Source organism: Trichocoleus sp. FACHB-40 (assembly GCF_014695915.1).
Classification (GTDB): domain Bacteria; phylum Cyanobacteriota; class Cyanobacteriia; order Cyanobacteriales; family FACHB-T130; genus Funiculus; species Funiculus sociatus.
On the sequence record NZ_JACJPF010000055.1, the window covers coordinates 41,815 to 55,824 of the forward strand.

14 protein-coding genes are annotated in these 14,010 nt (G+C 44.5%); 10 read left to right on the forward strand and 4 right to left on the reverse strand.

Going from position 1 to position 14,010, the window contains the following annotated elements; genetic code table 11:
* Positions 1 to 7: 7 nt before the first annotated feature.
* Entirely contained in the window at positions 8 to 607 is a 600-nt protein-coding gene (locus H6F63_RS12320) for a DJ-1/PfpI family protein (RefSeq protein ID WP_190637721.1), read from the forward strand.
* Positions 608 to 720: 113 nt separating this feature from the next.
* Here H6F63_RS12320 and cax read toward each other — a convergent pair whose 3' ends face one another.
* Positions 721 to 1,818 carry a calcium/proton exchanger gene (gene cax, locus H6F63_RS12325; protein WP_190637723.1) on the reverse strand — a complete coding sequence of 366 codons (1,098 nt, stop codon included), beginning with the start codon at positions 1,816 to 1,818 and terminating at the stop codon, positions 721 to 723.
* A gap of 299 nt (positions 1,819 to 2,117) precedes the next feature.
* Here cax and H6F63_RS12330 point away from each other — a divergent pair, with 299 nt between their 5' ends.
* From H6F63_RS12330 to H6F63_RS12340, 3 genes are all read left to right on the forward strand, one after another.
* On the forward strand, positions 2,118 to 3,659 hold the full coding sequence (locus tag H6F63_RS12330; protein WP_190637725.1) for an FAD-dependent oxidoreductase: 1,542 nt from the start codon (positions 2,118 to 2,120) through the stop codon (positions 3,657 to 3,659).
* Between the two features lie 411 nt (positions 3,660 to 4,070).
* Positions 4,071 to 4,931, forward strand: a complete 861-nt coding sequence (locus tag H6F63_RS12335) for an SDR family oxidoreductase (RefSeq protein WP_190637727.1) — start codon at positions 4,071 to 4,073, stop codon at positions 4,929 to 4,931.
* Between the two features lie 83 nt (positions 4,932 to 5,014).
* Positions 5,015 to 6,031, forward strand: coding sequence for a hypothetical protein (locus tag H6F63_RS12340; protein ID WP_190637729.1), 1,017 nt, complete (start codon positions 5,015 to 5,017; stop codon positions 6,029 to 6,031).
* Positions 6,032 to 6,215: 184 nt separating this feature from the next.
* On the opposite strand, the gene H6F63_RS12345 is transcribed toward H6F63_RS12340, so the two are convergent.
* Entirely contained in the window at positions 6,216 to 7,262 is a 1,047-nt protein-coding gene (locus H6F63_RS12345) for a hemerythrin domain-containing protein (RefSeq protein WP_190637731.1), read from the reverse strand.
* Positions 7,263 to 7,561: 299 nt separating this feature from the next.
* Entirely contained in the window at positions 7,562 to 8,593 is a 1,032-nt protein-coding gene (locus H6F63_RS12350) for a hemerythrin domain-containing protein (protein ID WP_190637733.1), read from the reverse strand.
* 420 nt (positions 8,594 to 9,013) lie between these two features.
* Between H6F63_RS12350 and H6F63_RS12355 the strand changes: the two genes are divergently transcribed.
* Both H6F63_RS12355 and H6F63_RS12360 read left to right on the forward strand, forming a co-directional pair.
* Positions 9,014 to 9,760 carry an LmeA family phospholipid-binding protein gene (locus tag H6F63_RS12355; protein ID WP_190421015.1) on the forward strand — a complete coding sequence of 249 codons (747 nt, stop codon included), beginning with the start codon at positions 9,014 to 9,016 and terminating at the stop codon, positions 9,758 to 9,760.
* A gap of 93 nt (positions 9,761 to 9,853) precedes the next feature.
* A complete protein-coding gene (locus tag H6F63_RS12360) occupies positions 9,854 to 10,372 on the forward strand; it encodes a DUF2231 domain-containing protein (RefSeq protein ID WP_190637735.1) in 519 nt (172 codons plus the stop codon).
* 134 nt (positions 10,373 to 10,506) lie between these two features.
* Here H6F63_RS12360 and H6F63_RS12365 read toward each other — a convergent pair whose 3' ends face one another.
* Positions 10,507 to 10,905, reverse strand: a complete 399-nt coding sequence (locus H6F63_RS12365; RefSeq protein WP_190637737.1) for a hypothetical protein — start codon at positions 10,903 to 10,905, stop codon at positions 10,507 to 10,509.
* Between the two features lie 191 nt (positions 10,906 to 11,096).
* Here H6F63_RS12365 and H6F63_RS12370 point away from each other — a divergent pair, with 191 nt between their 5' ends.
* From H6F63_RS12370 to H6F63_RS12385, 4 genes are all read left to right on the forward strand, one after another.
* Positions 11,097 to 11,492, forward strand: coding sequence for a DUF2809 domain-containing protein (locus H6F63_RS12370; RefSeq protein ID WP_190637739.1), 396 nt, complete (start codon positions 11,097 to 11,099; stop codon positions 11,490 to 11,492).
* Between the two features lie 72 nt (positions 11,493 to 11,564).
* Positions 11,565 to 11,792: a DUF167 domain-containing protein gene (locus H6F63_RS12375; protein ID WP_190637741.1), complete on the forward strand. Its 228-nt coding sequence runs from the start codon at positions 11,565 to 11,567 to the stop codon at positions 11,790 to 11,792.
* A 106-nt stretch (positions 11,793 to 11,898) separates the two neighbouring features.
* Positions 11,899 to 12,279: a response regulator gene (locus H6F63_RS12380; RefSeq protein WP_190441953.1), complete on the forward strand. Its 381-nt coding sequence runs from the start codon at positions 11,899 to 11,901 to the stop codon at positions 12,277 to 12,279.
* A 216-nt stretch (positions 12,280 to 12,495) separates the two neighbouring features.
* Entirely contained in the window at positions 12,496 to 13,806 is a 1,311-nt protein-coding gene (locus H6F63_RS12385) for an ATP-binding protein (RefSeq protein WP_242019708.1), read from the forward strand.
* The last annotated feature ends 204 nt before the right edge of the window (positions 13,807 to 14,010 follow it).

Below are 14,010 nucleotides of genomic sequence, written 5' to 3' on the forward strand. Positions count from 1 at the left end.
ACAGAAAATGGCTGCAAAGAAAATATTAATGATTGTGGGCGACTTTGTGGAAGACTACGAAGTGATGGTTCCCTTTCAAGCATTGCAAATGGTTGGTTACACCGTCCATGCTATCTGCCCCAACAAGAAATCTGGGGAAAAAGTGCGGACAGCGATTCACGACTTTGAAGGCGACCAAACTTATAGCGAGAAACCCGGTCACAACTTCATCTTAAACGCTACTTTTGATGAAGTAGAAGCGACAGAATATGACGCTTTGGTAATTCCTGGTGGACGTGCGCCAGAATATATTCGTCTTAACGAGAAAGTGTTAGAAATAACCCTCCACTTTTCCGAAACAAATAAACCTATTGCTGCAATTTGTCACGGGTTACAAGTTTTGGCGGCTGCTGGGGTTTTAGAAGGCAAAAGTTGTACGGCTTATCCCGCCTGCGGGCCAGATGTAACCCGCGCTGGGGGTCTTTATGTGCATATTCCCCCAGATGAGGCAATGGTTGATGGTAATTTGGTGACAGCACCAGCATGGCCTGCACATCCCCGCTGGTTGGCGGAATTTCTGAAACTGTTGGGAACGAAGATCGAGCATCCAGAGATGGCGATCGCGTGACATATTCTCGCGTTTTGATGCAACAAATTTGATACCCCCAAGCCCCCTTTTTTAGAAGGTAAAGTTCTTATTAGCCCCCCTTTTTAAGGGGGCTTGGGGGTATTGCCTTTTTATTACGCTGGATGGAAGTAAAAAGCTGCTCCTAGAATTGTGTAAGTAGCCAAAAGTAGCACCCCTTCTAACCAATTAGAACGTCCGTCTAGACTGATAAGATTGGCAACTATTACTGCGATCGCTACCGCCACAACCTCAAAAGGATTGAAATTCAAATCCATTGGTTGACCAATTACAACGCCTACCAAAACTAAAATCGGCGCTACAAGTAAGGCAACTAGCAAGCTGGAACCCATCGCTACAGAAACCGATAGATCCATGTTATTTTTCAGTGCTACACTAACCGCCGTTACATATTCTGCTGCACCGCCAACTAAAGGCAAAAGAATAACACCTGTAAAAAGTGGAGTTAAGCCCAGTTGTTTTGTTGTTTCCTCTACAACTCCGACAAAAATCTCCGACTCAAAAGCAACCCCAATAGTAGCGGCAACTAAAACACCCATCCACAGCCATAAATTCGGCTTGTGTTCAGTCGCCTCACCTCCAGAACCGGGTGGCGTTTCTGCCTCTAAATCTAGTAATCCCACATCGTAAAGATAGCTGTGAGTTTTCAAGGAAAACAGCAGCGTTAAAGCATAAACTACGATTAAAACTGTAGCTACTGTGAGGGAGAGATTGCGAATCGCTGTAGGCTCTACCCCATTTGAGGTGTAGATTACTGTTGTAGGTAAGATGATAGCGATCGCTGCCAGCGTCATCGAGGAACCATTCACCCGCGCCACAATTGGTTTAAAATCCTGTTCCTTGTAGCGTAGACCGCCTAAAAGCATGGAAAGTCCCATTACTAGCAGTAAGTTACTGATAATCGTGCCAGTAATACTTGCTTTCACAATATCAACCAATCCTGCATTTAGGGCAACTAAAGCAATAATTAACTCAGTCGCATTCCCAAAAACTGCATTTAACAAAGCGCCAATAGAAGGGCCAGTAACGACAGCTACTTCTTCAGTGGCAGTGCTTAACCAAATCGCTAAGGGTACAATCGCTATAGCTGATGTGATGAATACACTTAGCGTACCCCATTTAAAAAATTCCGCTGCAATTGAGATGGGGATAAAGATTAACAGTCCCAAAGAAATTAATTTCTTTATTTTCATAGAGTTCTGGCGGTAATTTAAGGGCATTGCCACTTTAACCGAGATCCTGCACAAAGTGACAAGTAGTAGGGTGTGCTACCCATCGAAAAAAATTTAACCCCAGAGGCGCGCCAGAAGGCACAGGGAAGAGAAATAAAAGCGAAGTTGCCTAAAACTTGCTAAAAATCATCTAGCTGTTTACAGAGTTCCTCTGGAACACTACCAGTGTGGAATTACTTCTAGTAGCCGATCCCTAAGTAGTACCTACAACGTTATCCCATAAAAAGGTATCAAATTATCCTTTGCAAGGAGAACACTTAATGACTTTATCTGGGACATCTGTATCTGTTTGGCTGGACACTACTACAGGCACTTCTTTTCCTCAATTAGCAGATGATATTTATGTAGATGTTGCCATTGTTGGCGGCGGTATCACTGGCTTGACTGCTGCCTTGCTGCTGAAACGCGCTGGGTTAACGGTTGCTGTTATTGAAGCATCGCAAATTGGTAGCGGTGTCACAGGATACACTACTGCACACATCACCGAAGCTGCTGACGAACGTTACAAGGATTTGATTTCTTCGCTGGGGGAAGAAAATGCCAAGCTGGTAGCAGAATCTAGTCGGGCAGCAATTGAACGTATTGCTCAATTTGTGAGTGAGGAGCAAATTGATTGTGATTTTGAGCGAGTGCCGGGATATCTTTACACCCAGAAATCTGACGATGTTTCTGAAATTGAATCAGAGGCGGAAGCAGCAAGTAAGTTGGGAATTCCTAGTGCTTTGACCAAAGATGTGCCGCTGCCATTCGGAGTAGAATCTGCGGTGTTGTTCCCAAATCAAGGGCAGTTCAATTCTCTTAGTTACCTGCAAGGGCTTGCTAAGGCTATTACCAAAGACGGTGAAAGCTTCATTTTTGAAAATTCGTTTGTTGTCGATATTACTGGCGACAAACCGAGTCGGGTTTCTACCGAACAAGGTACTGTGACGGCTCAAAATGTCATTATTGCCACTCATACGCCAATTCATGACTTATCGAGTCTCCCAGACTTGTATGTAATGACTACAAAAATTGCCCCGTATCGTTCTTACGTGCTGGGCGTGCGGTTGAATTCAGCCTTACCCTCCGGTTTATTTTGGGATACAGATGAGCCTTATCATTACACCCGCAGCTACAAAGATTTGCTGATTGTCGGCGGTGAAGACCATAAGACAGGGGAGGATGTGGATACCGAGGATCGTTTTCGGGATTTGGAAGCGTATGCGCGATCGCATTTTGATGTCGCATCCATCGATTATCACTGGTCAGCCCAACTTTACGAACCAGTCGATGGTATACCCTACATCGGCAAAACCGCAGCCCACTCTCACATTTACATTGCTACAGGTTATTCTGGCAACGGCATGACTTTCGGCACCGTTGGCGGAATGCTCGTCAGCGACCTCATCTTGGGGCGCGAAAACCCCTGGAGGGAAGTTTTTGACCCTAACCGCGCCAACCTCCTCGCCAGCGCCCAAAAGTTTGTCACAGAAAATTTGGGAGTTGCCAAACACTTTATCGCTGACAGGTTATTCAAGTCGGATGGAGAGGAACCGTCTGAAGTTCAAGTAGGCGAAGGCAAAATTCTTGACATCGACGGGAAAAAATATGCCGTTTACCGTGATGAAACTGGTCATCTCTGCTCTCTGTCTCCAGTGTGTACCCATGCTGGGTGCATTGTTAACTGGAACAACGCCGAAAATACTTGGGATTGTCCTTGCCACGGGGGACGTTTCAGCCCTACGGGTGACGTATTAAATGGGCCGCCAATTAAGGATTTGGATCAAAAACAACTTCCTAATAGTTATACATCCAAAGGTTGAGTAAATAGTTTTTCGGTTTCAACCCACAGGTTGATAAACTCACTTTGAGTGGTTGCTACTGTTTAACAGTGACAACCACAAACAACCGTGCATTAGATGAGGATAATCTAGCTGTAGCTCAGCATCGTATGTAGAAAGAAGTTTAATCCATAGGATAAATGCTTTCTTGATGCAAAAGTAGCAATAAGTTGTACGTTTTTGTCGCTTTCTGTACTTTATTACTACCAATACGGGATACAACTTTAGGGCTGAGCGCTTTGAAGTATAGATTTCTATTGTGACAAGGTTATCCCAAATCAAGCATAGATATAGATGCCTATATCTATGTAAACTTTAAATCTTGAATTGAGTGTAATTCAAGGGAACGGTTTTTTTCAATTTAAAAGTTCACTCACGCGCAAGGAGAATTGTATGTCACCAGAGCAAACCTTACAGCCACCCCAGCATCAAGATAATCGACCGGGTAGTGAGTCAGAAATGACACCAAAACCCAAGTCCGACGATCCTAAATATCGCGGTAGTGATAAGTTACGCGACAAAGTAGCGCTAATTACTGGTGGTGATAGCGGTATTGGTCGTGCGACTGCCATCTTTTTTGCTAAAGAAGGAGCCAATGTTGCGATCTCGTACTTAAATGAACACGATGATGCCCAAGAAACCAAGCGGCTAATCGAACAAGAAGGGCGTAAATGTATCGCAATTCCTGGCGATATTGGCGACGAAAAAGTTTGTCAGCAAGCTGTACAGCAGACAGTTGACGAATTTGGAAAACTTGATATTCTCGTCAACAATGCCGCCGAACAGCATCCTCAACAAAGCATTGAAGATATCACCGCCGAACAGTTGGAGCGCACTTTCCGCACCAACATCTTCTCAATGTTTTTCATGACCAAAGCTGCACTCAAGCACCTTAAAGAAGGCAGCGCGATTATCAACACGACTTCGGTAACGGCTTATAAAGGAAATCAGCAGTTGCTCGACTATTCCTCCACTAAAGGGGCAATTGTTGCCTTTACGCGATCGCTCTCTCAATCCTTAATTGAAAAAGGAATTCGCGTTAATGGCGTGGCACCAGGCCCCATCTGGACACCGCTAATTACCTCAACTTTCCCAGAAGAAAAAGTTGCAAACTTTGGTGAACAAGTGCCAATGAAGCGGGCTGGACAACCTGAAGAACTTGCACCAAGCTATGTCTTTTTGGCATCGGATGACTCTTCTTATATGTCAGGTCAGATTCTGCATCCCAACGGCGGCGAAGTCGTCAACGGCTAACAATTCAAGACAGTCTCGTTACTCGTTCAAAGTAAGGCAAGATGCTTGCCTGCTTTACTGAAAAAAAAACTCAAAAGATTACCATGAATACCCGAAATCAGAAAAATTCTATCAAAACGCTTTTTAGCTTGCTCGGAGTTGCCAGCGCTAGTGTTTTACTCAGTTTCCCAGCATTGGCATCTCTGAATGAAGTCAGTAGCAGTGCTAATTCTACTGGCAAAAGCAGACAATTATTAGCTCAGACTACTCCCGGTGGAACAACTACAACTCCCGGTAGCACCACTACTCCGGGAAGGACAACTCCCAGTGGCACGACTACAACTCCCGGTGGCACGACTACAACTCCCGGTGGTGCAGGTACGACAACTCCCGGTGGCACAACAACTCCCGGTGGCACAATAACTCCCGGTGGTACAGGTACAATAACTCCCGGTGGTGCAGGTACGACAACTCCCGGTGGCACAGGTACAACAACTCCCGGTGGCACAATAACTCCTGGTGGCACAGGTACAACAACTCCCGGTGGCACAATAACTCCCGGTGGTGCAGGTACAACAACTCCCGGTGTAATAACTCCCGGTGGCACAATAACTCCTGGTGGTACAACAACTCCTGGTGGTACAACAACTCCCGGTGGTGCAGGTACGACAACTCCCGGTGGCACAACAACTCCCGGTGGTGCAGGCACAACAACTCCCGGTGGTGCAGGTACAACAACTCCTGGTGGCGCAGGTACAACAACTCCTGGTACAACAACTCCCGGTGGTACAACAACTCCCGGTGGTACAACAACTCCCGGTGGCACAACAACTCCCGGTGGTACAACAACTCCCGGTGGTGCAGGTACAACAACTCCCGGTGGCACAACAACTCCCGGTGGTGCAGATACAACTCCCGGTGCCTCTACTCCGAGCAATGGGCGATCCAATAGGGCGCAGAATTATACTCAAGCCATGAGAATTGGGTATGCTGCAACCCAAAGAGGAGACTACCAAACTGCTTTGATTAACTTTAGAAGAGCGCTTCAGGCACGTCCTAACGATTCTTATGCTACACAAGCGATTCGCAATGTAGAAACTTACATTCAACGCGCTCAGTAGTCAAAACCAGGCTGTCCATTAGAAAAAGAGGGGGATGCGATCGCATCCCCCTCTTTCCTTAAACTAACTACTTATAGTAGTTAGACTTCACCTTTTTCTATCCTGCGCTAACCCCTTTTCTTAGCCCCCCTTTTTAAAGGGGGTTCAGGGATCAGATGTGTAGCCTCACAAAAGTAAAATGGTATTACTTCATAGAAGCTGCCATTTCTTCCTGAATTTTAGCCTTAGCTGCTTTAAATTCAGTAGCCATTTGTTCTTTTTGCTCGTCGGTGCAATTTTTGTCAATTGCGGCGAACATGGTGCTTTCTTCTTGACGAATGTGATCGCCAACTGCATCCATCAACTGTTTAATTTTCGAGCGGAACGCATCAGCATCAGCAGGACTCATAGACTTGATTTCATCCAGCATCTGCTTCATTTCAGCTTGCTCATCGAACAGCTCTTGAGTATCGCCTTCACCGTAGAAGGGGCGAACTTTCGGATACACGACTTGCTCTTCTGCTATAGCATGAGCGGACAAATCTTTGTAAATCTGTCCAAAATACTCTTGGAGTTTTTGAGGATCTTTAGTAGCACCAACTTCGGTAAACAGGGTATTAACCTTGTTGTGATCCAGCCGGATTAGGGTCTGGATGTTCATATCCTGTTTGTCAGTGTTTTGGGTGAGGACGCTACCAGCTACGCCTGATAGTGCTGCCACAGCGTCCTGAACCCGCGCCCACAGTCCCTGATCTGCATCTTTGCCAGTCAGTTCGCGGACACCTACAAGTTCCAGCAAACCTTTAAGCTGTTCCTGATGAGCGCGGTTTTCAAAGTTAACTGTGTTCAAAGGCCCGATTGCCACTTCAATATCAGCGCCAACAACTTGAGCCGCTTTATGAACAACAATTCCGCTCATTACCTGACCGTGCTTAAGCAGTTCGTGTTGAACTAATTTCTGGTAAAAAGACAGTTCCGAGCCTGACATCATTTGCTCAGCCTGTTCCACAAATTTTTTCATTGTGTCGTGGGGTTCAGACTGAATTCCGTACTGAACAAGAACTGTTTCCAGAACGCCCAAGTTTTTCTGGTCGTCACTGAGCATATTTTGCAAGCGTTCCCGAACATCTTGAGCGGGAGCCGCACTTATCAGTTTTTGCTCAGTGGAAATTAATAAATTTTGGATCGCTCTCATATCGGCCAATTTTTGTGCGATCGCCATGCGCTTTGTATCATCAAGCGTCGTTACCATTCGTATTTCTCCTGTTAAATTGTCATTAAAGATATATTACAATCATGTCACAGGAATTTTACTAATAACATCCTTCTCTCGACCGATCAAAAATGCTAATTTTTGATTAAACATGGCAATACTTTTGACGGCAGGCAGGATGAATATTGTACAGTTTTACAAATGAAATAGCATCCCTATATGCACCTTGATAGAGAGGCTAATAAAAAAACTTCCACCACTAACTATGTGGTGGAAGTAAAGAACTCTAGCCTTTAAAGGCGATTATTAAATTGCCCCTATTATGATTTTGCTTCAGCTTACTTACTGGAAGCAGCAAACTGATCTTGTACCTTGCTCTTAGCAGTTTTGAACTCGGTAGCCATTTGCTTCTCTTGCTCGTCGCTGAAGTTGTCGCGAATTTTCGCAAACATTTCGTTTTCTTCTTGCTGTACGTGATGCATAACAGTTTGCATCAACTGAGAAAGCTGTTGTTTGAAATTGGAGGCAGAGGGGTTGAGAGACTTAATTTGCTCCAACATCTGCTTCATTTCAGCTTGCTCATTGTACAGATCCTGAGTGTTTTGGTAGTAAGAACGAACTGCGGGATAAACAATTTGTTCTTCAGCTTCAGAGTGTGCAGTTAGGTCTTTGTAGATTTGACCGAAATATTCTTGCAGCTTTTGAGGATCGTCAGTAGCTTGAGCTTGCGCGAACAGGGTATTTACTTTAACGTGATCCATTCTGATAAGATCGCGGATCTTCATCTCATCATCAATGCGAGTAACCACACTACCCGCCACACCAGTTAATGCAGCAACAGCATCTTGTACGCGACCCCACAGCCCTTGATCTGGCTGTTTCCCAGTCAGTTCGCGAACGCCTAGGATTTCTAGAATACCTTTTAGTTGCTCTTGGTGAGCGCGGTTCTCAAAGTTAAGGGTATTTAAAGGAGTGATGGCAGCTTCAATATCAGCACCAACAACTTGTGCAGCTTTATGAATGAGCAGTCCAGTCATAGTTTGCTTATGCTTAAGCAATTCATGCTGAGCTACTTTTTCAAAAATAGTAAGTTCAGAACTTTCCATTAGTTTCTGAGCTTCTTCAATCACTTTTGTGCTTCCTTGTGAGGGTTCGGATTTGATACCGTATTGCACAATTACAGTGTCTAGAACGCCAAGGTTTTTCTGATCGTCGTTGAGCATATCTTGTATGCGGTGACGAATATCATCATCGGGAACCGCAGAGATAAATTTTTGCTCGTTGGCAATAAGAAGATTTTGCAGAGCTTTCATGTCTGCCAACTTCATGCCAATTGCCATGCGCTTTGCATCATCAATTGTCGTTACCATTCGTTGTTCTCCACTGATAAACATAGGATCGGAATCTATACATACGATCACATTCGTTTTCAGTATATTCATCTCTCTTTTGACTGATACCCCTGGTTATCTAGGAAAACTCTAGAAACGGTAACTACCTTATACAAAAATCTAAAAACAGAATTTTATACAAAATGCTTATTTTATCTATGGTTGTATTGAGTGTAGTGATGTTTATATTAAAAAAAATATCATCTATCTAAAATAGGATTTTGAACCATAACAATCAACTATTTAGTTATAGGTACTTATATTTACCTCTAGAGGAATAGCTCTTTGCTTGTTTATTGAGAATAAAAGCCTAACCTTCCTTCCCCCGCCAGACAGATACACTTCTTAATACAGATCGCCTAGATTGACTCAATAACAGGACACCAGGAATTCGCTCTTGTGACGACTAATAACGATTCTTCTTTAGGGCAACAGGCGCTTAATAAAGCAGCAGAAATTGGGTTATCCAGCCAATTGGATCAAGCGGACAAATTGGAGGTGGACGTTGCAGCCGATCCACTTTCCCTGGTGCAGGGAAAGGTGGAGTCAGTCACCATTGAAGGGGAAGGTTTGGTGATGCAGGGTGACCTCCGCATGGAGGAACTAGAGATGGAAATGACGAACATAGACATCAATCCTCTCAGCGCTGCTTTCGGCAAAATTGAACTGAACAAACCCACCCAGGCAAGTACCCGCGTGGTGCTGACGGAAGCGGACATCAACCGTGCCTTCAACTCGGAATATGTTGGCAGTATGCTACAAAACCAGCAGGTGCAGGTCAATGGGCAACCAATGACAATTGACACCAAAAAGGTAGATTTCCAGCTACCGGGTGAGGGCAAAGTAGCATTGAATACCACCGTATTCCTACGCGAAACTGGAGAAACTAAGCAAGTTTCCTTCACAGCAGTACCCAGAGTTAGTGCCAATGGGCAGAACGTTTCTCTGGAAGACGTTCAGTATACCGAAGGCGAGGAACTATCGGCAGAACTAACAAAAGCGTTGTTAGATAAGGCAAGCGAGCTTTTAAATCTCAGCAATTTCGACTTGGAGGGAATGTCGCTGCGGATCAAACAGCTGAATGCGGAAGCAGGCAAATTAACAGTGCTTGCGGAAGCACACGTCGAGAAAATCCCTTCAAGTTAACTATTTGTTATTTGTCAGTTATCGGTTGTCCTTGAAAAATGGCCATTAGCAATACACAATTAGCTATTAGCCAATTACCAATTACTAATCACCATGACGCAGACTCCAAATGTCCCTCCGCTTATTGAAAGTGATGAGTCAGATTATCGTGACAGTGGCGTGACCAGTACGGTTGCGATCGCAGCCCATCCACTGCATCCTTTAATCGTTACCTTCCCCATTGCCTTTCTCTCCTTAGCACCCGCAGCTGATCTCGCCTACTGGTGGACTAAAGATGTCTTTTGGGCGCAAGGGGCTTTCTGGATGTTAATCGTTGGCTTGGCAACTTCTGTAGTAGCAGCCATCACAGGTATGATGGACTTCCTGAAAATTGAACGAGTCCGCAAGCGTAGCGCTGGCTGGGCGCACATGGTACTTAATGTCACCGCTATGGTGCTGACCATTGTCAACCTAATATTCCGTTGGGGCAACACTTCTGGGGCAATATTACCTTTAGGACTCACTCTCTCAATAATTGTAGCGGCGCTTCTTGGTCTTTCCGGTTGGTACGGAGCCGAGCTAGTTTATCGGCATAAAGTGGCTGTGATTGGCTACGGCGATCCGAACAGATAATTAAAGATTGGGGAAAATCCCCAATCTTTTTTATAGTTTTAGTATTACGGGCATAGCGAAGGAAAAAGGTAAAAGGAAAAGAGAAAGCTGAATAATTTTTTCTTGGTCTTTTGCCTTTCCCTTTGTTGCCAAGGTTAGATAAATCCTTGCCCTTTCGGACGCTTATCGCCATCATCTGTTAGGTTTCCTTCCTCATCGTGCTGCAAATTGGCTAGTTCCTCAGCGCGTTGGGCAGTTTCAGCTTGCTCTTGTTCCCTTAAGTCTCCGGGTTCGTTGACATACATTTCGGGTTCAATAGCATAGTTATTTAGTAGACCTTCTTTGTCTACCGTGTAACCATCTGTGGTATTGATGCTTCCACCATCTGTTTGATCGTTAGTTGGAGACTTTTCCTCATCTCTTTGTGATGGAGTAGTTTTAAAAGCATTACCTTCTCTTTCCTTACGTGCTGCCGTCTCAGCGGGTACAATACCTCTGTCATAGGTATCGACATCTACACTAACTTCTGAATTCGTATTGGTTTCATTATTCATGACTATTTCCTCCTAACAAAGCAGCTTTATTACATCAGATTGTAATTTTTTTGTATAATTATATACTCTATCTTTAGAGTTAAACTTTTCATATATAAAATAACTAGCCCATCTAGGGTATAGATTGATACCAGAAAAAACAAGGGAAATATATACGGATATCGTGCATAACTTCACGCTGGAAATAGCTAATGCTTCGAGACGGAATCCAAAGCTGGCGTATACTCATCACCATGCTCGTCATTGTGCCATTAGGGTTATTGTCAAAAAGATACGACGGTTTTGCTTCCAAGTGGATAAATGATTCCTCAGGAGATATTTTATACGAAATATTCTGGTGTTTATTAGTATTTTTGCTGATTCCAACTCGCCAAGCTGCAAACCAAATTCCATTGTGGGTATTTAGTGTCATCTGCGCGATAGAATTTTTGCAACTATGGCACCAACCTGTTTTGGATTCGTTTCGCTCAACCGTGTTGGGAAAATTGCTGCTGGGAACTACCTTTAGCTGGTGGGATTTCCCTCATTACGCTGTGGGCTGCATCATCGGCTGGTTATTTTTGCGGAAAATTGGAAAATTTGGCTAGAGGAAAATCACAACTCGAAAATAAGTAATAGGGGTATCATTGCCCACCCGACAGAAATATTTTAAAGAAACCATGAAGAAACAAGTAAAGGTTAAACCAAATTCCAAAAATCAAAACATTGAGGAAGCTGCGGATGGTAGCCTTATAATAAATCTGAAATCACCGCCTGTGGATGGTAAGGCAAATGAGGAGTCAATTCAAATTTTGGCGAAAAAATTTGAGGTGTCAAAATCGAGAATTAGCATTAAGTTTGGTTTATCGTCTAGGAATAAGGTGGTTGAAATAGATATTGATTCATGATGTTTTCTGGTTTAAGTCAGCATTCCCAATTCAGAAACATTTTCCTTAAAGTGCTAACTACCGAAACCTAGCCCAAATAAATACACTTTAAGCAAGAGGTATCAACATGACACACGTCTTACTGGTAGATGACGAAGAGGCATTACGAGCTAGCCTCAGCTATGCTTTAATCAAAGAAGGTTATCAGGTGACAACTGCGGCAGATGGACAGACGGCGCTGAAATTGTTTCATAAACAGGTGCCGGATGTGATGATTTTAGATTTGATGTTACCTGGGATAGATGGGATGGAATTGTGTTGGCGCATCCGAGCTTTTTCTAATATTCCTATTTTGATGCTGACGGCTAAAGACCAGGACATTGATAAAGTTTGGGGTTTAGAAGCGGGTGCAGATGACTACATTACCAAGCCTTTCAATACTCGCGAACTTTTGGCACGGATAAAAGCTGTTTTACGCGGTCGTGCTGCTGGTAATGTCAATCAATAATAGGGATTTACCTGTGTTTAGCCCGCCCATATCTACCTTCAGGCAATTTGTCAGAAGTCTATCAAAAGCACATTTTGAAAATCTGAGGAGTTGATAGCCATTCGCATCCGCTGGAATTCAATTTACCGAAAACTTTTTCTTACTTACCTGGCGCTCACTGCACTGGGGACATCAATTTTGGCAAGCTATATCCTGTTTTCTTTCCATGCCTATTTTATGAGGACGAGACAGGGTGATTTAGATGTCTGGACTACTGCTTTGGGCGAAAGTGTAGCTGATGCGTTGGAGGAAAACGATCTCCGGCGGGTGGAATTGCTAGTACAACGCTACGGTTCACCGGAATCAGTAACTCTGCGGATTTTTGGGACAGATGGTCGCCTGCTGTTCACTTCCGCTCCCCAGCTAGATCGGCAGATAACCAATTGGTTAAGCGTTCCGGGAGTGAGGGAAGCGCTGCAAAATCAGCCGATGCAAGGGGTGGCGAAAGGTGTTCTGTCAAATGATGACAGGTTGTATGCAGCGAAGCCGATATCCCGCAATGGTCGCTTGCTTGGTGTTGTGCGGATGTCGATAACGCTTAATCAGTTTCAGCGTCAATTCCGGATAATTATTTTCACTGTTCTGGGAACTCTCTTCTTGACTGTTTTGTTGTGTGCGCTTATTAGCGAACGACTTGCACGCAATATTGCAAGACCAATCCAGGCGATGTGCAACTTTGCTATTCAAGTTGGTGCTGGTCATTTAGGCGAGAAGCTGAATATCCGTCAAAACGATGAGCTAGGTCAGTTAGCGATTGAGTTAAACCGGATGAGCGAACGGCTGGCTTCGCTGGATAAGGAGAGGCGAGCATTCTTGGCGAATGTGTCTCACGAGTTGCGGACTCCAGTTAGTAACGTCCATGTGACTTTGGAGGCGCTTTCGAGTGGCGCTGATGAGGAACCGGAATTACGCGATCGCTTCATGCAAACTGCACAGGAAGAGACTATGCGCCTGTCCCGGCTAATTAAGGATTTGCTAGATTTGGGACGACTGGAAGCAGGTGTAACTGTACTTGAGAAGCAACCCGTCAATCTGCGAGACTTGATTAATCGTGCTTCGCGAGCAATGGAGTCTCGGATGCGCTCTAAGGGTGTAGACATCAGCATCAATGTTCCCGATGTTGCGCTACAAGGCGATCCAGAAAGGTTGTTGCAAGCTTTTCTGAATATACTTGATAATGCGATTAAGTTCTCGGTAGCGGATTCTCAGGTTTATATTTCTGGAAGTGTAGAAGGTTCTCAGGTTTCTGTGCAAATTTGCGACCAAGGAGCGGGAATTAGCGATCGCGATCTTCCCCACATTTTTGAACAATTTTATACCGCAGATCGTTCCCGCAAAGGCACTGGTACTGGTTTAGGGTTAGCGATCGCGCGGCGAATTGTCGAAGCACACGGCGGAATTATTACCGCTAGTAGCGCCCCTGTTCAAGGTACAACTTTCACTTTTCGCCTTCCCCTTAATTCATCCTCTGAGAAACGGAAGAATTAATATTATGTCCGGCTTATTGCTTTGTTTATAGTCGGTTGGGAATTGGGAATTGGGAATTGGGAATAATCTTACCCAGTCACTTGTCCCCAGCCCCCAGTCCCCAGCTCCCCTTACCAATAAAAACCTGACTGGTTGAAGTTTTTATAATCAGTGACAGTATGAATTGCCATTCTATCTGCGATCGCGATCGCGCACGGCGAGTAA

What these genes read in the sequence shown, in the direction of transcription:
- H6F63_RS12320 (WP_190637721.1), top strand. Translation starts at nt 8, where the DNA reads ATGGCTGCAAAGAAAATATTAATGATTGTGGGCGACTTTGTGGAAGAC.
- cax (WP_190637723.1), bottom strand. Translation starts at nt 1,818, where the DNA reads ATGAAAATAAAGAAATTAATTTCTTTGGGACTGTTAATCTTTATCCCC.
- H6F63_RS12330 (WP_190637725.1), top strand. Translation starts at nt 2,118, where the DNA reads ATGACTTTATCTGGGACATCTGTATCTGTTTGGCTGGACACTACTACA.
- H6F63_RS12335 (WP_190637727.1), top strand. Translation starts at nt 4,071, where the DNA reads ATGTCACCAGAGCAAACCTTACAGCCACCCCAGCATCAAGATAATCGA.
- H6F63_RS12340 (WP_190637729.1), top strand. Translation starts at nt 5,015, where the DNA reads ATGAATACCCGAAATCAGAAAAATTCTATCAAAACGCTTTTTAGCTTG.
- H6F63_RS12345 (WP_190637731.1), bottom strand. Translation starts at nt 7,262, where the DNA reads ATGGTAACGACGCTTGATGATACAAAGCGCATGGCGATCGCACAAAAA.
- H6F63_RS12350 (WP_190637733.1), bottom strand. Translation starts at nt 8,593, where the DNA reads ATGGTAACGACAATTGATGATGCAAAGCGCATGGCAATTGGCATGAAG.
- H6F63_RS12360 (WP_190637735.1), top strand. Translation starts at nt 9,854, where the DNA reads ATGACGCAGACTCCAAATGTCCCTCCGCTTATTGAAAGTGATGAGTCA.
- H6F63_RS12365 (WP_190637737.1), bottom strand. Translation starts at nt 10,905, where the DNA reads ATGAATAATGAAACCAATACGAATTCAGAAGTTAGTGTAGATGTCGAT.
- H6F63_RS12370 (WP_190637739.1), top strand. Translation starts at nt 11,097, where the DNA reads ATGCTTCGAGACGGAATCCAAAGCTGGCGTATACTCATCACCATGCTC.
- H6F63_RS12375 (WP_190637741.1), top strand. Translation starts at nt 11,565, where the DNA reads ATGAAGAAACAAGTAAAGGTTAAACCAAATTCCAAAAATCAAAACATT.
- H6F63_RS12380 (WP_190441953.1), top strand. Translation starts at nt 11,899, where the DNA reads ATGACACACGTCTTACTGGTAGATGACGAAGAGGCATTACGAGCTAGC.
- H6F63_RS12385 (WP_242019708.1), top strand. Translation starts at nt 12,496, where the DNA reads ATGAGGACGAGACAGGGTGATTTAGATGTCTGGACTACTGCTTTGGGC.